Annotated in this window: 21 protein-coding genes; 4 read left to right on the top strand and 17 right to left on the bottom strand. The window is 37.1% G+C overall.

Going from position 1 to position 25,564, the window contains the following annotated elements:
* Nucleotides 1-25: 25 nt before the first annotated feature.
* The 11 genes from BM121_RS05065 to BM121_RS05115 all read right to left on the bottom strand — a co-directional run bounded on the left by BM121_RS05065 (nucleotide 26) and on the right by BM121_RS05115 (nucleotide 12,383).
* Nucleotides 26-1,102 carry a glycoside hydrolase family 76 protein gene (locus BM121_RS05065; protein WP_091482023.1) on the bottom strand — a complete coding sequence of 359 codons (1,077 nt, stop codon included), beginning with the start codon at nucleotides 1,100-1,102 and terminating at the stop codon, nucleotides 26-28.
* Between the two features lie 83 nt (nucleotides 1,103-1,185).
* Nucleotides 1,186-2,016 carry a sugar phosphate isomerase/epimerase family protein gene (locus BM121_RS05070; protein ID WP_175495327.1) on the bottom strand — a complete coding sequence of 277 codons (831 nt, stop codon included), beginning with the start codon at nucleotides 2,014-2,016 and terminating at the stop codon, nucleotides 1,186-1,188.
* An 86-nt stretch (nucleotides 2,017-2,102) separates the two neighbouring features.
* A complete protein-coding gene (locus tag BM121_RS05075) occupies nucleotides 2,103-2,972 on the bottom strand; it encodes a sugar phosphate isomerase/epimerase family protein (RefSeq protein ID WP_091482028.1) in 870 nt (289 codons plus the stop codon).
* Nucleotides 2,973-2,997: 25 nt separating this feature from the next.
* Nucleotides 2,998-3,966, bottom strand: coding sequence for a Gfo/Idh/MocA family protein (locus BM121_RS05080; protein ID WP_091482031.1), 969 nt, complete (start codon nucleotides 3,964-3,966; stop codon nucleotides 2,998-3,000).
* A gap of 62 nt (nucleotides 3,967-4,028) precedes the next feature.
* Nucleotides 4,029-5,837, bottom strand: coding sequence for a glycoside hydrolase family 76 protein (locus BM121_RS05085; RefSeq protein WP_091482033.1), 1,809 nt, complete (start codon nucleotides 5,835-5,837; stop codon nucleotides 4,029-4,031).
* A gap of 94 nt (nucleotides 5,838-5,931) precedes the next feature.
* Complete coding sequence (locus tag BM121_RS05090) at nucleotides 5,932-6,567, bottom strand: YesL family protein (RefSeq protein ID WP_091482036.1); 636 nt, start codon at nucleotides 6,565-6,567, stop codon at nucleotides 5,932-5,934.
* Between the two features lie 36 nt (nucleotides 6,568-6,603).
* A complete protein-coding gene (locus BM121_RS05095) occupies nucleotides 6,604-7,473 on the bottom strand; it encodes a carbohydrate ABC transporter permease (protein ID WP_245780737.1) in 870 nt (289 codons plus the stop codon).
* A 17-nt stretch (nucleotides 7,474-7,490) separates the two neighbouring features.
* On the bottom strand, nucleotides 7,491-8,423 hold the full coding sequence (locus tag BM121_RS05100; RefSeq protein ID WP_091482042.1) for a carbohydrate ABC transporter permease: 933 nt from the start codon (nucleotides 8,421-8,423) through the stop codon (nucleotides 7,491-7,493).
* Nucleotides 8,410-9,702 (bottom strand): ABC transporter substrate-binding protein, encoded by a 1,293-nt coding sequence (locus BM121_RS05105; protein ID WP_091482044.1) that lies wholly within the window; start codon nucleotides 9,700-9,702, stop codon nucleotides 8,410-8,412. The genes BM121_RS05100 and BM121_RS05105 overlap by 14 nt, the downstream gene beginning before the upstream one ends.
* An 18-nt stretch (nucleotides 9,703-9,720) precedes the next feature.
* Complete coding sequence (locus BM121_RS05110) at nucleotides 9,721-11,019, bottom strand: glycoside hydrolase family 125 protein (RefSeq protein ID WP_091482047.1); 1,299 nt, start codon at nucleotides 11,017-11,019, stop codon at nucleotides 9,721-9,723.
* A 203-nt stretch (nucleotides 11,020-11,222) separates the two neighbouring features.
* Nucleotides 11,223-12,383 (bottom strand): GntR family transcriptional regulator, encoded by a 1,161-nt coding sequence (locus BM121_RS05115; protein WP_091482048.1) that lies wholly within the window; start codon nucleotides 12,381-12,383, stop codon nucleotides 11,223-11,225.
* A 245-nt stretch (nucleotides 12,384-12,628) separates the two neighbouring features.
* On the opposite strand from BM121_RS05115, the gene BM121_RS05120 reads away from it, so the two are divergent.
* Nucleotides 12,629-12,877 carry a DUF1801 domain-containing protein gene (locus BM121_RS05120; protein WP_091482051.1) on the top strand — a complete coding sequence of 83 codons (249 nt, stop codon included), beginning with the start codon at nucleotides 12,629-12,631 and terminating at the stop codon, nucleotides 12,875-12,877.
* 4 nt (nucleotides 12,878-12,881) lie between these two features.
* Here the strand turns inward: BM121_RS05120 and BM121_RS05125 are convergent, their stop codons facing one another.
* The 3 genes from BM121_RS05125 to uvrA all read right to left on the bottom strand — a co-directional run bounded on the left by BM121_RS05125 (nucleotide 12,882) and on the right by uvrA (nucleotide 19,014).
* Nucleotides 12,882-13,688 carry a pentapeptide repeat-containing protein gene (locus BM121_RS05125; RefSeq protein WP_091482053.1) on the bottom strand — a complete coding sequence of 269 codons (807 nt, stop codon included), beginning with the start codon at nucleotides 13,686-13,688 and terminating at the stop codon, nucleotides 12,882-12,884.
* A 392-nt stretch (nucleotides 13,689-14,080) separates the two neighbouring features.
* On the bottom strand, nucleotides 14,081-16,147 hold the full coding sequence (locus BM121_RS05130; RefSeq protein WP_091482056.1) for a bifunctional metallophosphatase/5'-nucleotidase: 2,067 nt from the start codon (nucleotides 16,145-16,147) through the stop codon (nucleotides 14,081-14,083).
* A 398-nt stretch (nucleotides 16,148-16,545) separates the two neighbouring features.
* The gene (gene uvrA, locus BM121_RS05135) at nucleotides 16,546-19,014 is read right to left on the bottom strand and encodes an excinuclease ABC subunit UvrA (RefSeq protein ID WP_091482059.1); all 2,469 of its coding nucleotides are present in this window, start codon (nucleotides 19,012-19,014) and stop codon (nucleotides 16,546-16,548) included.
* Nucleotides 19,015-19,206: 192 nt separating this feature from the next.
* On the opposite strand from uvrA, the gene BM121_RS05140 reads away from it, so the two are divergent.
* Nucleotides 19,207-19,902, top strand: coding sequence for a MerR family transcriptional regulator (locus BM121_RS05140; RefSeq protein WP_245780738.1), 696 nt, complete (start codon nucleotides 19,207-19,209; stop codon nucleotides 19,900-19,902).
* Nucleotides 19,903-20,041: 139 nt separating this feature from the next.
* Here the strand turns inward: BM121_RS05140 and BM121_RS05145 are convergent, their stop codons facing one another.
* Entirely contained in the window at nucleotides 20,042-21,973 is a 1,932-nt protein-coding gene (locus BM121_RS05145; protein WP_091482064.1) for a fructose-1,6-bisphosphatase, read from the bottom strand.
* Nucleotides 21,974-22,188: 215 nt separating this feature from the next.
* On the opposite strand from BM121_RS05145, the gene BM121_RS05150 reads away from it, so the two are divergent.
* Both BM121_RS05150 and BM121_RS05155 read left to right on the top strand, forming a co-directional pair.
* Nucleotides 22,189-23,229 (top strand): NAD(P)/FAD-dependent oxidoreductase, encoded by a 1,041-nt coding sequence (locus BM121_RS05150; RefSeq protein ID WP_091482065.1) that lies wholly within the window; start codon nucleotides 22,189-22,191, stop codon nucleotides 23,227-23,229.
* A gap of 193 nt (nucleotides 23,230-23,422) precedes the next feature.
* Nucleotides 23,423-23,953 carry a GNAT family N-acetyltransferase gene (locus tag BM121_RS05155; protein ID WP_091482066.1) on the top strand — a complete coding sequence of 177 codons (531 nt, stop codon included), beginning with the start codon at nucleotides 23,423-23,425 and terminating at the stop codon, nucleotides 23,951-23,953.
* A gap of 73 nt (nucleotides 23,954-24,026) precedes the next feature.
* Here the strand turns inward: BM121_RS05155 and BM121_RS05160 are convergent, their stop codons facing one another.
* Both BM121_RS05160 and BM121_RS05165 read right to left on the bottom strand, forming a co-directional pair.
* The gene (locus tag BM121_RS05160; RefSeq protein WP_091482067.1) at nucleotides 24,027-24,653 is read right to left on the bottom strand and encodes a spore coat protein; all 627 of its coding nucleotides are present in this window, start codon (nucleotides 24,651-24,653) and stop codon (nucleotides 24,027-24,029) included.
* 213 nt (nucleotides 24,654-24,866) lie between these two features.
* Nucleotides 24,867-25,505 carry a hypothetical protein gene (locus BM121_RS05165; protein WP_091482068.1) on the bottom strand — a complete coding sequence of 213 codons (639 nt, stop codon included), beginning with the start codon at nucleotides 25,503-25,505 and terminating at the stop codon, nucleotides 24,867-24,869.
* Nucleotides 25,506-25,564: the final 59 nt, after the last annotated feature.

The raw sequence follows: 25,564 nt of genomic DNA on the forward strand, positions 1-25,564 counted from the left end.
CCCTATTTAGGAACAGGCTTATTTATTAATGCTTCATCAATCCTTGTCTTTCTATCCTTATCAAACATTCAAATAGCATGACACCACTTAACTCAATGCTTAAATCAATCCCTCTAGTTAGATCCGGCTTCTCACTCCAAAGGTGGTTAAATATTAATTTCTCGTCATCCTTACCGTTCTGCCAAAGGTTTTCGGCATTCTCATCTAAATAGTGAAGTATTGCTTTTGTTTCTGTTGGAGCTGTTAAAATTAACTCGGTGAAATAACGAATCATAATTCCTTTAAACAGGCCACCATCGCCATTCCCTTCACTTTTTAGCACATTATGTTCATTATCATGTAATTTCTCCATTGCTGTATGTGCCGTTTGTAATGCTTTTTGTAAGTATTTCTCATGGTTAGATATCCGATAAAGCTCGACTGCTGCCCCTACGTACACACCTTGGCAATAGGTGAATTCCCAATCGGCATCAATTTTTCCATCACCAAGTCGATTGATTCCATCCATAACAAAGCCTGTTTCAGGGTCAACTAGGTTTTGGTCCTGCCAATCAAAGATTTTTTGTGCCCATTCTAAATCTTCTTCTTTTCCAAAATACTTATATAATCTTGCCGCTAAAATAATAGCCGGACCATTTGCTGGCGTATTTTTATAATCGACCTGGTCTTTGTGCCAGGCTATTCCTCCACCCATGTGCTCATTCCAACCAGTTTTTATATCCTTCCAAAGAATTTGCACATCCTTCAAATACTTGTCTGTTCCCGTTGCTTCATAGGCACGTAACAGTGCTAGCGCCAGCCATTCCATGTCATCGTATAATAGATTAGTTGGCTGACCACCGTTTCTGAACACAAGACCATCATATTCCTGTTCAATAATTGTAAGAATTTCTTTATCATTCGTTCGGCAGTATGCATCTACTAAACTATCGATCGCATGAGCATACCACCAGTAATGAAACGTAAGATTGCAACGATTATCCGGATTTGGATAATGATTATTAAACATTTCCAGATCATGATTCCAATAGTATTGAACTAAACTATCAAACGATTTCTGTGCCCTTGTTTCCCATTTTGTTGTTTTGTTTGCTACGTTCATATTGTCCTCCTTTTACCTAAGATTCAAAGATAATCCATATGATCATAATAACCATATGGATACCCTTGAACCGTTACTACTTTTTATTTATTTGGTAAATAAGTCTGTTTCATCTTTTTTAATCCTTGGCTAGCAACTTCTAGTGCTGATTGATTACCATAATTTTCGATGAATAATTCTAATGATAAATAACCTTGATAATTCATTTCTACTAAGTAGTTCGCTAGCTGTTCAGTCGGTGCGATCCCATCACCAGGAAACTGTCGTTCTGAATCAGTTATCTGTTCCTTTGGTGGGTATTCTGGATAATCGTTGACATGGAAAATACCGATATTTCTCTGATTTAAATAAGCTAGACTTGTAAAGTAACTTCCTCCAGTGTACATATGGAAAGGATCCAATAAAAATTTCACATCAGAAAGTCCACTCTCCATCGCGATATACATCGCTTCGCTTAACGTAGCTAGTTTGTTAGCTTTACCCCAGAATTCAAGATAGACTTCCATGTCCATCCGTCTCGCAATTGTTGTTAATGCAGAAAAATGCTCAGCAATTGTTTCTAATGTTAAATCATCCATACTTCCACTAGGGGGAGCCGCTACAGCATTACAGCCTATTTCCTTCAGCATTGTCATCTCTTTTTCCGCCTCAACAAGCCCTTTTATTCTAGTAGCCTCATCCTCATCCGACCACTTAAAAAAAGTAATCGCATTAACCACGAATATACCTCTGTCTTTCAGGAACTCTTTAATTGTTTTAAGTGAACCACCCTTTTCAAGGTAAGATTCAATATCTTTAACCCACAATTCAATGCCATCATATCCCGCTTCAGCTGCTACCCTTATCTGTTCGATCACATCCAATTCAAATGGAAACAGCGTCGAGGCATTCAAGGCAAACTTAAAATTATGCACGTATTTCACCCTTTTACAGTTGTATCTTTTATTTTATGTCACATGGAGTCTAGGACTATTTTATTTATTCCTTTCCACACAATCTACTACTTAAAGTAGCTTCTTAAATGTGCGGCAGCCTTGACGATTCCTTTTTGCTCCGCTTCTAATGATCCCCAATAGCGGTGATCTTCTAACTCAATACTTACTGGTCCCTGATACCCCAAACGCTCCAAACGGACTGCTACTTTTCCCCAGTCGACTTCACCATGTCCCGGGATCGTATAACGCCATGATCCTTCTGAAAAAAGATACTTTTCCGGAAAAGTTGATTGGATGACACCACATTCATAAAGTTCATCTTGTAAAATTTCTGTGTCCTTCCCGTGGCAGTGATTCACTCTTTCTCCAAATTCATTTAATACACGAATATGGTCTATACCTAATCGCACAAGATGGGATGGATCATACGTCATTCCAAAATGCTTAGATGGGATTGCTTCAAACATTGCCCTTAGAGTTTCTGGTGTGCATCCAATTGTTGGATAATATGGCGCTGGTCCTGGCCAGCCTTCAATTGCAATGTAAAGTCCTGTTTCCTCTGCATGACGAACGATTTCTGGAAATGTTTCTTTCCAGATTGCCAGCCCTTCCGTACGTGGCAATGTATGATCCTCGGGAACCAGACACATAAATAGCACACGACCTCCTAGTTCCGATATTTCCGTCATCTGGTTTTTAAGACTAGTAACCGCATTAGCACGACGTTCTTCATCTAAACTAAATAGTTTTGCCACATTTTCTACATCGACTGAGCCCACTTCCATACCAGCATTTTGAACTGCACTCTTTACTTCCGGGGTTAGTTTTGGAACGTCAAGAATATCCAACCCTACCTCTGAGGCCCAACTCGCTATCTTTTCCATACCTTCTGCACCTATTTTCGGTGGAATACGCATTCCGATGTTAAAATTCATGCTATTCACGTCTCCTCTAGTTCATTTATAAAGGCTTATAGCCAGCAGATTCATAAACCATTTCAGAAAACTTAACTACCTTTAATGCAAATTCACCTGGAACTTGAACGTCATGTTTCCTTGAAATTGCATCGATAAAACTTTTATCCTGATTCGTTGTTGGTTTGGATAACTCTGGAACAATTGGCTCCTCTCCTGAAAGATGGAGTGTAATTTTGTCATTTTCATAGAAAATAGCACCATCCTCACCACAAAACGCATATGTTTCATGCCAAACAGGTGAGTAGCCAACAAGGTTTAATCCAGCAATAGCACCTTCTTTAAAGCGGATCGAAGTAAACGTATCAATTTCTACCGGGGCACCTTGTTGTGATAGCTGTGTCGTTACTTCGACCGGTGTTAAGTTTGATGTCCAAAGTAGCACATCGATAATATGGCTACCCGAGTCCATCAAAAAACCGCCTCCTGATAATTTGGGGTCCTTCCGCCAAGAATACGTATCATTGGAACCACGCCACCATTGTTGATACAAGGAAGCAGTGATCGATGTAAGTTTACCGATTTTACCAGTTGCGATAGCATCACGAATATAAATAAATTCTGGTTGGAAATGTCGTTGATATGATACTTGCATAATTTTACCAGCTTGATCAGCCGTTTTAATTAATTCCTCAGCTTCCTTCGATGAGCACGTCATCGGCTTTTCAATTAATACGTGTATGCCTTTTTCCAAAACAGCTGTTGCCTGTTCAAAATGCAAAGTATGCGGAGAGCAAATAACAACCCCATCTAAATCGACTTGTTCAAGCATATTACGATATTCCGTAAATTGCTCTATTTCCCACAGACCGGCTTGGCTTACAAAGCGTTTTCTCGCCTCCGCGCTTACATCAGTTATTGCCTTAATTTTCACATTTTCTAATTCTAGTAACTGGCCTGCATGTACCTGCGCCATTCCACCTGTACCAATAAATCCAATGCGAATTTTCTCCACTAATTCCACTCCTTTTTCGTTCCTTAATATATATTTACGAAAACAAAAATCAGCATTTTAAATTAATGTATTATTTTATCCAGAGATCCTTGCAATTGATGGTACGCTGTTTGGTTTACTTGTTCTTTTTCCACTCCTGTTTGTACATGCTTATTAAAGTCTTCTAAATGTTTAATTGCTTGCTTCACGTCCCCTTTGTTCATATGATGGTCTACCTGTTCGAGACGATTACTTAGTTTCTTAGCAAGTGAGCTAGTTATCTCATTGTCATCTACATAGGAATGTATCTGTTCTTGTAACGTCTCGGAGACATCTCGGACAATAATTGGTTCTAATTGTGTAGCATGCTCCATTAACATGACTCCACTTAACTGTTGGCTAAGTTCCACCGGTAGGTTTATTGCTCCTTCCCACGATGAGCCAAACAATATTTCAGGTTCCTCGTTTGTTTGATTCCACACATTTTTGGCATTATTTACGATCCACTCTGCCAACTTAACTTGAGAGTTTTCTGTTTTAACTAATTCAGTCACATAACGAATGAGGATCCCTTTAAATAGTCCACCATCCCCTGAGCCACCTTCGTATATGATTTGGTTGTGATTGGAGAATCGGTCTTTCGTAGTTTCTGCCGTCTGGATTGCTGCATCAAGATATCCTTGTTCACCTGTCAATTGATAAAGCTCAACGGATGCACCTATATAAACCCCTTGATTGTAAGTGAATTCCCAACCTTTATCGATGTTTCCATCACCGGTACGATTAATGCCATCCCACACTAAGCCATTTGTCGGATCTACTAATGTATGTTGAAGCCAATTGTAGATATCCTTAGCCCATTGTAGGTCTTCCTCATTTCCGTACTGTTCATAAAGTCTAGTAGCAAGGATGACTGCTGGAGCATTCGAAGGAGTATTTTTATAGTCTAATTGATTTTTGTTCCAAGCGATGCCTCCTCCATATTCACTACTCCATCCTGTTTTAATATCTTCCCATAGAGTCAAAACAGCCTGTTCATGCTGCTGATTATTTGTATATTCGTGTAAACGTTGCAATGCAAGCGCCATCCATAACATGTCATCATAAAAATCGTTCCGGATATCATCGCCATTACGCGCTTTCACTGCCTCATATAATGCAGTCGCCTGATCGATATAGGCATAATCGCCAGTTCGTTCATATCCGTCGATAAGCGTATCAATGGCATGTGCCTGCCACCAATAATGAAATTGATCGTTATTTTCATCATTTGGATATTGATTGTTAAACATATTCATTTCTGTATTCCAAAAGTTAGACGTTAGCGATGATTGTGCTAATTCCGCTTCCTCTGTAAGTCCCCAGGAAACAAGTGATTCGTCTCCCTGCTCTCTTACAAGTAAGCTGTCATAATTTAACCAGTTTACGCTTTCCTTATCTGAATCGAAACTAAGCGATACCGTATTCGTACCTGCTGTTAAGTTGATATCATTCAGATTTGTTGTCTGCCAGTCTCCCCAGCTTCCGGTCCCGGAAAAGCGGACTTGATCCTTACTCACTTCTCCATTCACCTCTAGATAACGTGTAGCCTGACCTGCTGCAGCCGAATATTTAAATACGAGTGTATAATTACCGTCACTCGGAACATTAACAGTAATCGCAACGGATTGACCATCTTCATTCCAACCAGATACGTATCCGTTTCCAAAATAACCAGTATCAGTATTTTCCGTTTCTACGTTATGCAAAGTTCCTTGAGTTGCATCATATTCCTCACTCCATGATGTAGCAGCGTGTGAGTAGTTCGGTTTAATGATATTCAATTCAAACAGTGAAAACAGAATGATACATGTAACAGACACCATCGTAAACCTATGCCATTTTAAACGCATAAAGACACTCCTTTTTCATAAATGTGATAAATTAAACACTTTCAAAATGATTGATAACTATTTTCGAGAAAATATATTCCCGTATTGAATGATGTTAGACTTCTGGTATTCGCCCTACACTTGACCTATTATTTTCTGTAGTGTTGCCAAATTTCCCGAACACAGGCATTAACACGACAGTCACCAAGTAGGCAGAAACACTAACCATAAAAAACAAAAACAAAATAGGAAAGGCAATTAAAATTCTGGAATAAAAGATGATTCCAAAATTTATCGCAAATAAAGAAAACAATACAAAAGATACGACTGGATGCCCTAAGGCGATAATCGTCGAAAGTTTCAGGTGATTAACAAAGGACGCTTTAAAATAGGTAAAAACAGGCAATATATACAGTGAAATCAGAAAAGCCAATAACGTGATTACTAAAATCGTAACGGAGAGAACTACGGAAAATTGGTTTACCGACTTGATTGCGAGTGAAATGAAGCCTATGTTTACGATCACTATAAAGAGCCCGTACACGTTTGCTTGGATAAAATTATCAATAAAATATTGAAGAAAAGATGTACCTATCCCTTTTGGATTATCCCGTTTTATATCCCGCGTAACCATCAATAATGCTACTGTTGCAGGAAAAAAACCAAAAACAAGGAAACCAGATAAAGTAAACAAAATCCATAACATATTTAGTAGCGCGAGTTTAGCGATCCATTCCATCAATTTATACACCGTATTCACCCTCTTTTTCTGAACTTACAAATTACGTCAACTTTTAATCCCAGAGAAATTTGCACCATCTACAAAATACTTTTGTAAATACATAAAGATTAAAACGACCGGCAAAATAATCACAATTGTTGCCGCCATCATTGGACCGTAGGCGGTTTGTTTATCAAATGTAAACGCCTGTAATCCAATTTGCACAGTGTACAATGATCGATCATTTAACACAATTAGCGGCCATAAGAAACTATTCCAACCTGCTTGGAATGTAAAAATCCCGAGTGTTGCTAAGGCTGGTTTTGTTAGTGGCAAGTACAAATTCCAATAAATTCGAAATTCGCTACACCCATCGATACGAGCCGATTCCATATATTCATTGGGCAAAGTTAAGAAAAATTGTCTCATGAAAAATACTGCAAAAGACCCCGCAGCACCAGGAAGGATTACGGCCCAAAAATTATTCAGTAACCCGTGTCCTCCTTGGCCTAAAATATCGTTACCACCCATTAAAGGCATGTTGTTCAACACGATATATTGGGGAATCATTACAACAACACCAGGAATCATCATGGCTGCTAATAATACAGCAAAAATGACATTCCTTCCTTTGAATTTCAGCTTGGCAAAAGCGTAACCGCTCATTGAACCAAACAATAAGTTAAAAAGCACGCCCATGACTGCTAGATATAGCGAATTGAAAAGATAACGCCCAAACGGAACTGATTGAAACGCTTCTATATAATGATCGAATGTGATTGCGGAAGGAAGCCACTGGATCGGAATGCTAAATATCTCTTCATTTGGCTTAATCGATGTTAGCAAACTCCAAATAAATGGCATGACCATTATTAAAGCTATAGCCGAACTCAGGATGTAAAAGAATAATTTCTTTGCATTTTCTTTTTGCTTCATCTTCATCCTCCCTTCTTTTAATCTTTACTTTGATTAAGTTTAAAGTTGATAACAGTAAAAATTAATATGGTCAATGTCAATACAAGCGCCTGTGCTGATGCATAACCCATTTGCAACTGCTCAAAACCGGTCGTGTAAATATGATAAACAATCGTTTTCGTCGAATTTGCTGGACCACCCTGTGTTAACACATATGCCTGGTCAAAAATTTGCAAAGCCCCAATAATTGTCATTGTACTTACTAATAATGTTGTAGGTCTTAGCATCGGGAAAGTAATATGAATTAGCTGTTGGAATCCAGATGCCCCATCAATTTTCGCTGCTTCGTATAATTGGTTTGGAATACCTTTCAAACCTGCCATATAAATAATCATGTTACCGCCTACCCCCAACCAAAGCGTAACCGCAATGACTGAAGTCATTGCTGGACCTGATTCTGCTAACCAAGCAGGACCAGCAATTCCTATATAACTCAGCGATTGATTAATAAGCCCATATTCTGCATTTAGTAACCATAGCCAAACTATTGAAGCTGCTACAGCTGATGTTACTGTAGGCATATAAAATGCTAAACGGAAAATAGTAACTCCGCGGTAAGGTTTCGTTACCAATATTGCTAACAATAAAGAAATGATTATCATAAGCGGTACATAAAAAATAGTTAGTACGCCAACATTTTTAAAAGTAAGCCAAAGAATCTCATCACTAATTAATCTTCTGAAATTCTCTAAACCGACCCATTTCATTTCACTAATAATGTCATAACTTGTAAAACTTAAATAAATAGCCATCGCGATTGGAACAACCATAAAAGTAACAAATAATAATAATGTAGGTGCAATCAAGAAATAGGCAGCTCTCGATTGATAACGATTAAACGAACTTTTTTTAGAAGTAAAGCTAAGTGCGAGTGAACTTCCATTCGTTTCGTTAAATTTATTCAACTTCATTTTCTTCTAGCATCCTATCTCCCTGTTTTTGGGCATTCTCTAAAGTTTCTTCAGCAGATTGCTCTCCACCAATGAACTTCTCAAGCTGTGGTATCAATGCATCCTCTTCCGCAACTGAATAACCTGGATGTCTAGGTCGAATCGTAGCAAACTCTAGTGAGTCAATAAATGGTTTCCAAAATGGATCTTCTTGGAAAAATGGATCTTCTATGGCAGCTTTATTCCCAGGAATATTTAAGCTAGTTTTTCCCCATTCTAAAGCATTTTCAGGATCTGCTAACCACCACTTAATAAACTCCCAAGCTGCTTCTTGCTTTTCAGAAGCTTCTGGAATGGCTAATCCGAATCCACCCATTACAGCACCTTGATCTCCATTTGGACCTGTTGGTGGAGGAACAACACCGAAGTTTAATTGGTCACCATATTGCTCATAAGTGCGTAAATCCCATGGACCTGTATAATGCATAGACACTTTACCAGTAATGAATGGGTGTTGTGCCCCCTCAAGTCCTTTATCAAAGCCTGGTTTATACACTTCATCTTCAAAAATCATCTGATTCCACAAATCTAATACTTCCAGCCCTGCTTCACTATTATAGGCGGTTTGCGTTAGATCATCTGTCAGCATTTGTCCTCCTGCTTGCTGAAGCCACATGCTAAATAATCCTACGTCCGAGAAAGAGAATCCTACACGGTCAAGGTCATTTCCATTTTTTTCAGTCAACATTTTCGCTGCTTCTCTTAGATCTTTCCAAGTTTTAGGTGGCTCCAGACCAGCCTCCTCGAAGTGATCTTTATTATAGAATAATGCTCTAGTATCAACGGTTAAAGGAAGTCCATACAAATTGTCTTCATAGCTTAATTCCTTTAATGCTTCTCCATAAAAGTCTTCTTCAGAAATACCATCTTCCTCTAAGAAGTGATTAATTGGATGTAACACACCTTTTGGTGCATAGAGTGAAGTTCTCCAACGATCCCATAATAATACATCAGGAATTTGCCCGGAAGTTATACCAGTCATAAATTTGGTTACTAAATCTTCTTGAATGACATATTCAACTTCTATACGGTCTTGAGAATCATTAAACAATTGAACCATATGATTAAATTGTTCTTCCCCTTCACCTGTCCAATCTCCCCAGAAAGTTAGCTCTATTTTGTCGTCTGACTCTTCTCCATCACTATCCGAACTTGAGCTATCTTCACTACTACAACCAACCAATATAAATCCTAACAGTAACCCTAGTAACAACACCCAGCTTAACTGACCATTTTTCATCTCAGTCACCTCTTATTTTTATTTAGGATAATGTTGTGGAGCGCTTTCAATATAATTCATTATAAACTCACAGTACATTGCATTTGCCCATGAAAACCACTTACGAGTAAATTTTGTGGGATCATTAACATGAAAACCTTCGTGCATATAACCGGTGCTAGCGTCCGTATTTTCAAAGATGGTAAGCAATTGCTCTTTTTCAGTCTTAGAATTTGTCGTAAGTCCTTGGATAGCTAACGCAATATGCCACACGTATTGCGTTGGTGTATGTGGACTTCCAACTCCTTTGGCAACCTTTCCTTGATAAAAATATGGATTTTCTTTACTTAATATAAATGCTCTAGTATTTTGGTAAATTTCATCATCCCTGTCGCAGTATCCCAAATAAGGCATGGATAGTAAGCTCGGTACATTCGCATCATCCATCAAATTATAGTTGCCATACCCATCTGTTTCGTATGCGTACATTTTTCCGAATTTAGGATGGTCAATAATGCCATATTGTTCAATACCAACTTGAATTTGTTGCTTTAGCTCACTTACACTGGCAACAATCTCGTTAGCTTGATAGATTTTGATTAGAATTTCTTCCATATACCCAAGAATAGTACAAGCAAACATATTAGAAGGGATTAAATACCCATACGTACACGCATCATCGCTTGGCCGAAAACCTGACCACGTCATACCAGTGTAGCAAACTGGTTCTCCTAAGCCATCTCTTGTGAGTGTATCCGATTGTGGACCATTCGTTCGTTGAAATCGATAAGTAGAATCCTCCTCATGATGTTGTTCCACTTTCCAAACTTCCACTATTTTTTTCATAGCATTCAAAAACTGTTGATCGAAGTGTCGTGTACTACCTGTTTGTTTCCAAAATAAATAAGATAATTGGATAGGATAACACAGTGAGTCTATTTCGTATTTTCGTTCCCAAACCCAATCTGACATATCTGTTATATCATTCTGGTGTCCTGCACCCGCATCTTCTTTATTAAAGGCATTTGCATAGGGATCAAGGTTCACATATAAAATCTGTCGTTTAATCACTCCTTCTATAATGGAAGCGATATCATTATTTTTATTTGCTAATGGTAAATAGGGCTTTACTTGCGCAGTGGAGTCCCTTAACCACATGGCTGGAATGTCTCCTGTTATAATAAAAGTGGAGTTGTCTTGAAGCTGTTCTACCGTTGTTTGAATAGTATTTTTAAAACAATTACAAAACATAGTTGCTAACTTTGGACGATGGGATAAACACTCGGTAACATGATCCATCATTTCTATCATGGATGCTGGTAGTGTATTTTTAGTCATCTATATTTTCACCTCCTTTAATATTAGATTTACAAATAGTATAATTGATATTATTGATATGTCAACAGGAAAATAAATATTACATTGAATATGTTATTTAATTCTATCTGGTATCATCACTAGATAATTAAATCATCGAAGATCCCCATAGTTATCATCTGTGAACATTAAAAAATGCGACATGAGAGTCGCATTTTTTAATGTTATTTTTTTACTGATACAGGAGCAGTCGATTTCCCGATTACTAAACTAGCATCTAATAACACTCGTTTGGGATGTATATCCGCGTCTTCCTTATTTTTAAGCATCATTAAGAGCTCAAACACTTTTCGTCCCATCTTTTCCTGATTTTGTGCTAGATAGGTCAAATGAAATTCACCGATATGTGTAGGAGGGCTATCAAAACAAATGATCGAAATATCTTCTGGTATACGCATACCCAATTCTCTAATAGCTTCATCTGCCATTAGGGCAATGTAATATTCCGCAGCAAACAATGCTGTTATATTAGGATGTTCGATCATATGATTTTTTATCTTATCAATATCTCGCTTGATATTCGGAGGTCTAAAAGAATTTGGAAGCGTAGACGTAATACTATTAATCCATAACTCTTTGTCTATAATTACACCTTTTTCAGCATGAGCCTGGATAAATCCTTCAATTCGATCTTCTAGTGCAGTGGTATCGCTAGGAGGCGGGGTAAGGATGCCAATATGACGATGCCCTAGCTCTAGCAAGTGTTCCGCACCTATTCTTGCAGCACCTACGTTATCTGTACTTACCGAGGCAGTGGAAATCCCTTTTAAGTGACGGTCAACAAGTACAAGCGGAAATTTATTTAGGACTAATTTTAATATTTCTTCACTAAAATACTCTCCTTGTGAAGGAAAGACAATGAGTCCATCTACACCAAGATTTACTAATTCTTTTATCGCCTTCTCTTCGATATCAGGCATTCCAAAGGAACGTCGTAACACAAGAAAGGATGATTGTTCTGCAGTACATTTTTCAATGGACGAAATCAAAGCTGTTCCATAGCTGTCATCAAAATCCGTTATCACTAAACCGATGAGTGGAGCTACATGCTTTTTCTTTTGAAGCGTTCCTCCATTTTCGATTGTCTTCATTTCATTATCGGAACTAAGTTTAACAAACGAACCCCTACCTGGATGTCTGATAATCAAATCTTCTCCAGCCAATAACTCTAGTGCCTTTTTCGTTGTAATTCTACTAACATCATATTGCTTGGATAGCTCCTTTTCAGATGGTACTCGATCTCCCTCTTTATAAACACCAGTGGTAATATCTTTCTTTAAATTTTGATACAAAACCTCATACAACGGCTTTGACAAAGCAAACACCTACTTTCAGTTAAATACATCTATATCTATTGTTATATCATGTTATACCATATATGTAAAGATTATTACGTTAAATGTGCGTACAAATTCTTATTAAGATAGGACACCTTTTAGCCCATTCTCAGTCTGCAAAAAATTGAAATAATGCAAATAATCTTCGCTAGATATTCCTCTTGACAAAGAAGAGAATAGTTGTGATATTAAATAAAAGAATTACATTTACTTAATAGAAAGGAAGAAAACTCATGTCAAACAAATTTGTGGAAGAGTGTATTAGTCAATTCCCTGAACATATCCAAGAGATCACATACAGCTTACGCCGATTAGCCCTTGACTCAACAGATCAACTTAAAGAGGAATTAAAATGGGGCATGCCTTCTTACGCAGTGAATAAAAAAAATTGCTATCTCCAGCCTTCTAAAAAGCATGTAAATCTAAGTTTCTATAAAGGAACTCAGTTAGAGGATATTAAGCCTATATATCTATCAAACTAACCTACTATTTATACCTCCAATGACTAGGCTTTTCTAAATAACTTGGAATTTTTGTATACATATCACCTTTTGCAGAATTAAGTTGAGATTGCGTAAGAAACAGAGCACCTGTCAAATTTGCCCGATATAATTGAGCGTCTCTAAGGTCCGCACCAATAAAATCAGTTTTTCTCAAATCACTATCGCTTAAGTTTGCTGCTATTAATAACTTTCCGCGAAAATCTTCCCCTTGTAAATCTAACCCTTTTAAATTTGCAGCTATTAAGTCTGTATTGTCATTGATTTTTTTACCTTTATTCATCATACCGTTTCGATATAATTTACTCGTCTCTTTCAAGAGAACGTTAACATTCATTCTATGTTCCGCAATATCTATTTCTAAAATCTCTTTGGGATCCTTCTCAGTAAGTTTAACGGTATCATCGTAAATGTTTTGTAAGCTGTCATGAAATGATTGCGTTTCCTTTAGTGTCATTGCTTGTTTGAGGTACCAAAGCATTTCATGCAGTTGCTGGACAACAGGAAATACAGCAAACATTTCTCCTGCATGATCACTATTTTCACGCCAGTCTTTTCCTTTATAAATAGTCTGTGAAACATGCTGGCCTGCACCGAAACATTCATAGGTTACACATCCATTAAAGCCATTCTCTCTTAATTGATCATGAACGGAACACAAGTTATTGGAACATAAATTTCGACAGGCTTCTCCGCTGTTTTTATGGAAAGGAAAATCATTAGACTTTCCAAAAGGTAAAGCCACACAACATAAGGCAAAGCAATTTTTACAATCTGATTTTAAATCATGCATCGTTTTCAACACACCCTATACTTTTGAAATATTTTGGAAACCATATTAATAGTATTTTACCATACTTTTCATACTTAAATTTTCTTTATATATCTCTGCGGAATCCTGATATATTAGCAAACGATAAGAAATCCAATTGACATTAAAGTGAATTTCAGAAAGGAAAAAGCAGGGGCATCATTTCTACTTTTTTCTTTCTGAAGCATTTTGAAGCATCATCTATACCTGTTTTGATAAAATGTCTTTTGTGTAACGTATTTATCCACGTTAATATTCTATTTGAACTTTTAGCATTAGAATCAATAAATATGGTCTGTGCCCTGCTATCAAACTAGCAGAGCACAGACCTGACATGAACTCTTTATTAAATCGGGTAGTAAGATGAACTTTGATTAAGAGAGTTTTACTTTTCTATATACTAGAACACCCATTCCAATGATTAGGATAATTCCACCGAATAAGAGGAACGTATACATATTAGTAGCCGTGTCCGGAAGACGTTCTCCTTTTTCTTGGTTATTTTCATCACCAGAATTTGCTTCATTGTTACTATCTTCTGAAACTTCTTTGTCACTTTCTTTTTCAGAATCTACTTTATCCTCTTTATCTTCAGAACCTTGATTGTTAGTTTCTTCATCTGTGTTTTCATTATCTTGTTCATCTTTAGATCCGTCGTTGTCAGTTTCCTTCCCATTGTCTGTTTCATCTTCAGATCCTTCTTCATTTGTGTCATCTTGAGTTCCATCATCGTTATTGTCTTCTTCAGGTTGTTCTTGTTCTCCTGGTTCTTCCCCTAATAAGTCAATAATGCGATCTTCGATAACCGGATTAACCTCACCATTTAGGTCTTCTACCATATAATCACGTAATTGTTCCCAATCGATTTCACCGATATCCCTAACGCGTCCCTCATCGTATGCTTGGGCGAATACGTCAAAACCGTCTCCACCTTTACCAGTGAAATTGTTTGTTGTTACTAAATAAGTCTCTTCTAAAACAACATCCTCATATTCACGATCGACTGCCACTTCCATGGTTACAATACGAGATCCAGGTTCCTTCGTACTATCATAATTAAATTTCATACCAGCAACCTGTAAGAAACCACCACTCTCTGCTGGGGCTTGACGGACACCGTGCTCAAGAATTTCTTTAATTTCCGCTCCTGTTAGTTCTGCAACCACTGGATCATTACCAAATGGTAATACAGCGATCACTTCTCCAACAGTAATTGGACCTTCATCAATTGCTGCACGTATTCCTCCACCATTTTGCAAAGCAATAACAATATCTTGATTTTTTTCTTTGGCTTTGGCAAGCATTGCGTCTGTTATAAGATTGCCTAATTCTGTTTCATTTGCACGAACACTAACATCGCTATCACCGAGACGTGGATTGGGAATATCTTTCATCGCCATTGCGCCTGTATCTTGATTGGTTAACTCATCTACCTCGCCTTTGTAGGATGTAAGTACTTCCACCGCTTCTGGGTCAGCTTCTTTTTCACTTACTTCAATTAATTGACCGGCATGTCCAACGACTACTCCATTCTCGTCGAATTCAACATCTAATGTACCTAACAATTGAGCATATTGATGTGCCTGTACTATTACAGTTGGATCTTTTTCATTTCCCTCTGCATCTTCGGTGATAAAGGTTGGTTCATCCAATCTTGTATGAGAGTGTCCGCCAACAATGACATCAATACCATCAACGTTTGCAGCCAGCTGTATGTCATTACCCATATCAGGGTTGCTGTCATAACCGATGTGGTTTAATGCAATAATTTTGTCAACACCTCGCTCTTCAAATGCTGACACAGCTCGTTCTGCTTCTGCAATATAATTCAAGAACTTAACATTTACTGGACTGGAAATATTAGCTGTATCTTCTGTCGTCATTCCAAAAATACCGACCTTTTCACCATTAATTTCTTTAATCATTCCATCATAAACCGATCCGTTATCTGGTGAATCGGTAAATGCATCAGCGTTTATGTTGTCAGACATAAATTGATCCGCTGAAAAGTCAACGTTCGTCCCAAGGAATGGAAAATCCGCTGCCGTTACAAATTCTGCTAAAGACTGATGTCCATCTTCACCTGAACCTAAGTCAAACTCATGATTTCCAAAAACCATCGCATCGAAATCCATCATGTTTAATAAGGACAAATCAGCTTGTCCTTTAAACCGGTTGAAATACAACGTACCTGAAAAAACATCCCCTGCATGGAGTAACAATGCTTCCGGATTTTCAGCACGTACTTCCTTTATAGCTGTTAACATATTAGGTAATGGTTCCACGTGTGCATGTGTGTCATTCATATGCATTATGGTTAACGAAAAATCCTCACTGTCATCTTCAGCAGCCAACGTACTTGTTGGCAAAACTATGGTTAATGCTACTACAAAAATCACAAACATTCTTAAAGAAAAGTCAAAACACTTATTGCTGGTCATAAAGTCGTTACCTCCTAATAAATGATGATTATTGCTCTCAAATCTATTATGTCAGAACATTAGAAGTATGTAATTACAACACAAATTATTCTATTGTTCAGAACGAACCTCCTTTATGATACCGTCTATTTCCATTCTAAGAATTCACTATGAAGCTGTAATTAAATTTTCGTAAAATATATGTAAAACTAGTATTCGCTATACTAATAGTAATTTGTTTGGAGTATTTGGTAAAGTGCCTATTATATTAACCACTAGTTAATTAAAAAGACGCCTATTCAAATATAAATAAGAATAGGCACTTTTACATTCATAACTGAAAGAATATTAAGGTCGCAAAGCTATTAAGTACTCTACATAATAATTAAGTAGTTCTTTTCTTTGATTGACATTACATATTATACTCTTAATGACTCTTTTAAAAACTTAGCAGTATACGAGGTTTTAGAGTGAACTACTTCCTCTGGTGTTCCTGTCGCTACTACAGCCCCACCATCATTTCCACCTTCTGGCCCTAGATCAATCACCCAATCAGAAGCACGAATAATATCAATGTTATGCTCAACCACAATAACTGTATTCCCACTTTCTACTAATTTATTTAATAAAACTAGCAGCTGTTTTACATCTTTAGGGTGTAGTCCATTAGAAGGCTCATCCAATATATAAAGTGTATGATTGTTTGTTTTTTTATTTAATTCTTTAGCAAGCTTAAGTCGTTGCCCTTCTCCACCTGACAGTGTAGTTAACGACTGTCCCCATTTTAAATAACCTAGTCCTATTTCATTTAGCAACTGGATTTTAGGCGCTAAAGCTTTATGATTTTCAAAAAGTTCCATCGTTTCTGCAATCGACATATTTAGAATATCAGAAACAGAGTATCCCTCATATTTCACCGTTAATAGTTCTTCTTTAAATCTAGTACCGTGACAAACCGGACATACCACTTCAAGGTCATAGATAAAGTGCATATTTAATGAAATAAATCCGAGACCTTGGCAGTTTTCACATCTTCCACCAGCGGTATTGAAGGAAAAGTTTTTTGCTCGAAAACCTTGTTCTTTTGCCTCGGGTAAATTCGCAAACAAATTTCGTACAGTGGTAAACATATCTGTATAAGTGGAAACGTTAGAACGCTGCATCCTACTTAAACCTGCCTGGCTAGCGGTAATAACATCATTTATTGCTTCTAAACCTGTTATACTTTCACATTCTGTTGTATCTTGATTTGCCAAAACATCAAAAATTAGTGTTGATTTTCCTGATCCTGAAACCCCAGATACCGAAACGAGACGATTCAATGGAATGTCTATAGATATATTTTTCAAATTATGCTTGAAAGCATTTTGAATTTGAATAGCTTGTCCAGTTCCTTTTCGCCTCTTAAATATAGTATTTCTATTTTCTCTTAAAAACGCACCCGTTACAGACTCTGTTTGTGATTGTAATTCTTGTACTGTACCTTCTCCAACAATTTCTCCACCACCACTGCCTGCTTCCGGTCCCATATCAATAATATGGTCTGCTTCTTTCATAACATCAACATCATGTTCGATAACTAATACTGTATTTCCTAAATCTCTTAGTTGCTTCATAATATCAACTAATCCTTTTGTATCTTTAGGATGGAGCCCTGCAGTTGGTTCATCTAGAATATATAAAACTCCTGTTAATCCAGAGCCTAAAAGAGAGGCTAAGCGTAAGCGTTGGGCTTCACCACCAGAAAGTGTAATAGTTTGCCTATCTAGATTCAAATATCCCAAACCTACTTTCAACACTCTACTTATTTTTTCTAATAAATCATGTAAATATGTTTCAACAAATATTTTTTGCCCTTCTGTTAAGGAAGTTTGAAGATTTTGAAGCCAATAATAAATGTCTTCTAAAGAAATGGTCGTTAGCTCCGTTATCGAAGTATTATGAACGAGTACATCACGACTTTCTTTGTTCAATCTTTTACCATGACAATCTGGACACGTTTGGGAGAAGAAAAGACTTGCTTCGCTTGATTGACCACCTTTTTCCTTATACCTTCTCCAGATCGAAGTTAGCACTCCTTCGAATTTTCCTTTTGAGACCGTTTTTGGTGGTTTTACATTAGGAAAATGAGCCTTGAATTGTTGACTTTCTACTCCATAAAAGAGTAAATCACGTTGTGCAACGGAATAATCATTTAGTAGCTGCTTTTCATCAATAGGGATTTGATAATATTCTGCAGCAGTAAGTACATTATGTTTTTGGTAATCAAAATAAGTGCCACTCATCCAAACTTTTACACAACCATCATTTAAGCTTACGTTTTCATCAATAACCATATCTTTCTTAATATCGCTCACTTCTCCAAGACCGTCGCAAGTTGGACAAGCACCTTCAGGGGTATTAAAGGAAAAGTGAGAGCGGGTGAATTTTTCTAAGCGAGTGTTACAATGTGGACAATGAATGTATTGGGTATAACCTGAAGTTTCTTCTTGCATTGTCTCCTTATCAAGAGAAGGTAAAATAGTATATTGACAATTAGGACATTTGTGCTCTCCAAGTCGTTCATAAATGAGTCGTAAATAGGTGAACATGTCAGTAACCGTTCCAACCGTGGACCGTGGATTTCTATTTGTTATTTGCTGGCCAATGCTTATAGATGGAGATAGTCCAACCATAGCCTCTACTTTTGATTTACTAACACTATCCGTCGTCATACCCAAGGACTCCATATATTGGCGCTGACATTCTCGTTGCAACGTATCCATAGCTAGCGTAGACTTTCCAGATCCTGATGGTCCTGTTAAAACAACAAGTTTATTTTTAGGAATAGATACAGAGATGTGTTTTAAATTGTTTTCATAAGCACCTTTAATTTGAATGCTGTTCATGAGAATTCCCTCCCTATTTTTATGATTCATAAACCATTCTATTACATTAATGCAAGTTATAAGGTTAATACGAATATGTATTGTTTATTCAACAAAACTCCGTCACATGGAATTTAAGGTTTTCCTTTAAAGTTTGAAAATTACAAGCAGAGTATAGATAATAGTTGTACGACTTTAAGGAGGGATAGTCTGGTGCGTCCGATAGATATTGCAAGAAAACTCAACATTACTACGAGTACCCTTAGACATTACGAGACTTGGGGAATCGTTCCTCAAACAGAAAGAAAAGAAAATGGTTTTCGGATCTATACTGAAGAGCATGTAGCCTATTTTGAATGCATACGAGCCATGAATACTGGTTTTGGCATGGGGTTTGTGAAAGAAATAATGCCCCTTATTCATGAAAAGAAATTTACCGAGGTTCTATGGTTAGTAAATGAAAAACAAGCAGAGCTACGTAAAGAAAAGGAAAAAACAGAAAAAGTAATAGAAGTATTGAAATTAGAGGATCCTGAAAAAGTTCCACTAAAAAAACAGAAGAATTCCTACACGATTGGTGAGGTAGCAGTAGCCTTGGATCTCCCTACAACCGTTCTACGACATTGGGAAAAGGAAGGATTAATTGAGCCAAAGCGTGATGAAGAAAATGGCTACAGAAGTTATTCAAAGAAGGATATCAGTAAACTATTAATTATTCGAACACTGAGGAAAGCATATTTTTCTATCCAAATCATCAGAGAAATGATTAAAGAATTTGATAACAATAACATTACTAAAGCTAAAAAAGTTGCCAAAGACTCGATTATTTATATGGACTATTTAGTGGAAGAGCAATTAAAGGGATTATATTATTTATATAAACTTTTTAAACAATTGAATAAGACTTAACCGTTCTTACTATTGTTCAAATCCCACAGGATAAATATAAAAAAGAAAAGAGCTGTCAAACCAAAAACCTCTTAAACATTGCATTTACAACATTTAAGAGGTTTTTGTAATGATCTCTTCTATTGGACTGAAATTTAGATTATTTCATATACCGGTATTCCATCAAACGCTTCAGCATGTCAATTTCCTCTAACAAGTCCTGTCCAACATTTGTTTCTTTTACTTTTTTTCGTTCGAGTTCTTTGTCTACTACTCTTCTAACGGATAAAACATCTGCACCATCTAATAGTACATTTTTCTTTGAATTAAAATGCTGATGAGAAACAAGCTGCATACCAAACGAATTATATAACAACGTGTAACCAGCAATACCAGTTGTGGATTGATATGCTTTGGAGAATCCACCGTCAATCACAATCATTTTGCTGTTTGCTTTGATTGGATTCTCTCCCTCCACTTCTTTAACCGGGGTATGTCCATTAATAATATGTCCTTGATCAGGATCAAGTCCGAATTCTTCCAACATTTTACGACATACTTCCTCATCTTCTCTCAAATAAAAATAAGGATTTTTTTGCTCTTTATGTGCTTCCTTATCATGAATGAAATAGCGCTCAAATGTTGTCATCGCACGTTTTCCAAAGAGCGATGAGTATTCACCTGTCCATAGATACCAAATCATATCTGTTGCCAGATCATCTGTCTGTTCCAAATTCGCAAAAGCATAGCGTAAGTATTTTTCGAATTTATCCAGTAATGCACGGCCTTTATATGATTTCCCTTCAATCTCCATTTGTTCCATATTACCCGCTTTATCAACCGGAATACAGCCATGAATTAATAAATTGCCATTGTATCTTAAATACAGACTCCCTTTTTTCATCAGAAATTTCATGTGTCTTGATAATTTCTCTGAATACTGGACCGAAAGTAAGAGTTTATCAATAACCTCTTCTTCTTCCTGTGACAGTTTGGCGGGATTCTCCGGATCCACTGTAGCAAAGCAAGTATTGTCAAGTGGATATGTTTCACCGTAAACCGTTACTTGGTTATTCTGATAATCTACTTGCTCTAATATAAGTCTATCCGACATGTTAAAGAATGGGCGGCGCTTAATAATCGGGCTTTCCAACTTAAATTGAATGATCGCTATCGCCTGATGGATTTTGGTAATTTGTAATGCCTCATCCCCAGATAATGGTTTATCAGGATGTTCCTTTGGTCTAAAAGCTGGATTATCATCATAGTATTTCTCTGCTAAATTAAGTAATGGCCTAAGATTGATACCATAAACATCTTCAATAATATCAAGGTTATCATAGCGTGCACAAATACGAATGATATTGGCAAGGCAGACCTTTGAACCTGCATAGGCACCAATCCATAAAACATCATGATTCCCCCATTGGATATCGAGAGAATGATAGTTTATCAGCGTATCCATAATTTTATCTGGATCAGGTCCACGATCATATATATCCCCTACTACATGAAGATGGTCTACTACCAGCTGCTGTATCGTATAAGCTAGCCCTGTAATTAATTTATCAGCTTGGCCTAGCGTAATAATTTGCTGGATAATTTTTTCATAATATGGTTTTTTGTTAGAATATTTATCTGATTTATAAAGTAATTCTTCGATGACATAGACAAATTGTTCAGGCAATGCTTTACGCAACTTCGAGCGAGTATATTTAGAAGATGCGTAAGGAATCAACTGAATCATATCGCAAATGATTTTCTCATACCAGTTATTTAATTCCTGTTTATTATTAAAATTATTTTTCACTAATTTCAATTTCTCTTCAGGGTAATATACTAAGGTCGCAAATTCATCTATTTCTTCTTGTGTCAGCTTATCCTTAAAAATGTCGGTTATTTTTTCTTTCACCTTGCCTGATCCATTTCTAAGTACATGTTGGAATGCATTATATTCACCATGCAAATCACTGACAAAGTGCTCCGTTCCCTTCGGCAAGTTAAGAATCGCCTCCAGATTAATAATTTCGGTTACCACTTTTTCTTCACTATCATATTTTTCAGCAAGTAAATCCAGGTATTTCGTATTCAATGTGAATATATCCCCTCTCAGTGATTTATATATAGTAAAACATAGCATTATTGTAACAATTAATGCAACATATATCTAATTATTAAGTTTTTTAATGCAACGTTTTTATAAAAAACTGCTACACTAAAATTATTTCTCGGGAAATATCGGCACCAATCCTCATCTATTTCGTTACAACGTTGATTTACGCTATAATAGCCTTCAGGAGGGATTACATGTCGACATTTACTGTCATTGGCGGTGGAATTGCCGGTGCTTCCATAGCTTATCATCTTGCCAAAACCGGTAATACTGTTACCGTCTTTGATCGCTCAGACAATGGACAGGCAACATCTGCTTCAGCAGGTATCATCTGCCCGTGGGTAAGCCAGCGCAGAAATAAAAAATGGTACAGACTTGTACAAGAAGGCGCCCGTTATTATCCAGATTTTATTCAAGAACTCGAGGAGACGACCAAGCAGTCTACAGGATACATAAGAAGTGGAGCAATATGCCTTTTTAAAGATGACCGTATTCAACAACTTGCATATGAGCGAATTTCGGCAAAACAGGAGGCTTCACCAGAGATGGGAGAAGTTCGAAAACTGACAAAAGCAGAAGTGAAGGAAATGCACCCTCATCTTACAACTGCCTACCCTGCCGTCTTTGTAGAAGGAGGCGGTCAAATAAGTGGAGATAGTCTGCTTTCCGCTTTAAAAGAAGGAATTCGTCTGCATGGCGGGAAGTGGATACAGCAGGACGTAAAGCCAGAAGATGGAGAAGGAACAGTTATCTATACAGCAGGTGCATGGGCTAGTGAATGTTATCAATTACCTTTAGTGCGTCATCAGCGCGCAGAACTATTGCACCTCAAGTTAGAGAATGAATACCATAAAAACGAAACTCCTGTTGTAATGGGGCTAGGGCCAATGTATATTGTAGGAACTGATACAAAACAATTTGCGATTGGGACAACGCACGAGGATACCACAGACTTTACCGTTGCCCCTTCCGAAGAGAATCAGCAATACCTACATAATGAAGCCACACGTTATTTTCCAGAAACAAATATTCAGGATCAATTTATGGCAGTAGGATTACGTCCCTTCACTAGGGATTCATTACCATATATCGGATGGACTAAAGATCATGTTTTTGCGGTGAATGGGCTAGGTTCTTCCGGATTAACGGCAGCACCCGTAATCGGGAGAGAAGTTGCAGCATATTTAACCGACAAGGAAACGGTTTTGAATTTGGATGATTATGCTTATTTTTAAATAAGTACAGTACTGACTTTGGAAAGATTCAAGTGTTCACGAGATATTAGATTCTGAGCGAAATCTTGTGAACAAACATATATTTCGCGAACAACATGCCGAGCTATTAAATCATTTAGAAGGGACTGAATAATGCGCAGATATCAATATTTTTCAGCCATTTGTTAATAAAGAAAAATGGGAGGTGAAAGTATTGATTCAACATTTACAAACTGAAAGATTACATTTAAGGAAAATGACTACTAACGATGCTGCTAGTTTGTTTACGATTTGGTCAGATCCAGAAGTGACGGAATTTATGAATATTAGCAATTTTACAACTCAAGACCAGACTGAAGAAATGATCACTTTTCTTGACCAGTTGGCACAAGATCATAAAGCTATCCGCTTTTCCATCATAGAAAAGATGACCGGCGAAATAATAGGATCTTGTGGTTATAACTCCCTTGATTTTGAAAATGAGAAGGCTGAAATAGGCTATGAGATAGCAAGGGATCACTGGGGTAAAGGCTATGCTCCAGAGGCTATTTCATCGCTTATCGATTACGCCTTTAATACATTGCACTTCCATCGAATCGAAGCCAAGGTGGGGCCGGAAAATGTTAACTCAATCAAAGTACTGGATAAGTTAGGTTTTATTCATGAAGGGACATTAAGACAGTGTGAGAAGTCTAAGGATAGTTTTATTGATCTGAACATGTATTCAAGGTTAAAAACAGATTAAGTATATTTTCATCACAAAAAGAAACCCTCAAAGCCGTTGATAACCAACGTTTTTGAGGGTTTCTATATTAATCTTAGTGCATACCTTGTTGTGGAGCTTTTGCATAAGCTTGTAACATAGTATTCATATCTTGAGTGTTTAGTTTTGGCAGTTGATAATAACCATGTTTGTTTTGATAAAGAAATAGCTCATAGCTCATTTCGATCATGTTCGGTACACTGTCAGCAACGATACGGCGCAACACTGGATTGTTCATCTCAACCGCTGCCATAGTAAGTCCAGAAGCTATTGATTTTGTGTGTCCTAACATAAAGGATGAAAAACATTCGTCGTTAAACTCATTTACAGACTGCTTTGGTTTTTTTGGTTGCCCAGGCTTCGTTCCGTACATAACCTCGTTATTTTCCTGCATTTTATATTGCTGAGTTGGCACTTGTGGATCCTGCCCAGTTTGGAAGCTTTCTACGATTGTGTTATACATTTGCGTAATAAAAGAAGATTGACGTTGAGATATGTCTTTTAATTCCTGATCCTGAATATGTTGATCATATAGCTTGTACTGTTCCAACATACCAATTAAGCCACCAATTAATTCATGGGAATCCATCATCTCGTGAGCGCCATGATTCTGACTAGTCCCTTGGTTCGCCATGTTTTGTGGCATTTGCGTATTGTTTTGCATCTGGTTTTGATTTTGCACTATAGTAACCTCCTGTATTTTAAATTCAAGTATATATTTTCCTGTAAGGGAACATTTATGTATAAAAATTTAGCTTAAAAACAAAAAACTCGTAAATGTAGTTTTTCAACTTTTACGAGAATTAATGAATGATGCTTTAGTTATTAACGTTAGGAGATATACACCTTGCTAGTCGCTGGATGGCAGAGTGCTATTTTTTCATACCAGACTTTTTTACACTTCTTCTATTATCTTTTCAAGGCTGGTTCTGGAATAACAACCATCTATTCCAGGTTTTGTAATTAAATAATGCAAAATTTCCGTATTATCTAGTGATACTGTTGTTTTTAAACCATGAATAATCATACTTACGTATTCTTTAGAAGGTGTAATGAAAGGCACATCTAAATCCCAGTCAGCTGTAAACGTTAAGATGGGGTAACCTTGCTCTTCACCTAAAAACAAGATCGTTCCGTACCACGAGTCTCGAAATGTCTTGAATCCGCTCTTCATCACTTCATCTAAATCGATATTTAGGTCAGCACCGTTATTTTCCTGTTTGACTACATCCATAAACTGCTCTACTGTTATTAAATACTTTGTACTGTATGTAAGGAACTGCTCATCTTTGCTCAATCCAATAAAAGCTACACCTTGTTTTTGCCAGCGCTGTGACTTTTTTGCGAAGTATAGAGGATGTCGCATGATATGTGTTCCCGCTGCTATTGGAAGGGATTGATCTCTACACCCGATCTCTCTTTTTTCAGAACCTTGCGGGCGCCCACCTTTTATATAACATAAAAACCTATCCCTACTTAAATTAGATCCATAACTGGCATACCAAACATAGGATACTTCTTTTGACGTAGACAATGTACATTCACCTCCACCCTATTTATACCATAAAGCAAAGACAATGGAAGCATAATAAG

Origin of the sequence: Gracilibacillus orientalis (assembly GCF_900114645.1) — a bacterium.
Taxonomy (GTDB): domain Bacteria; phylum Bacillota; class Bacilli; order Bacillales; family Amphibacillaceae; genus Gracilibacillus; species Gracilibacillus orientalis.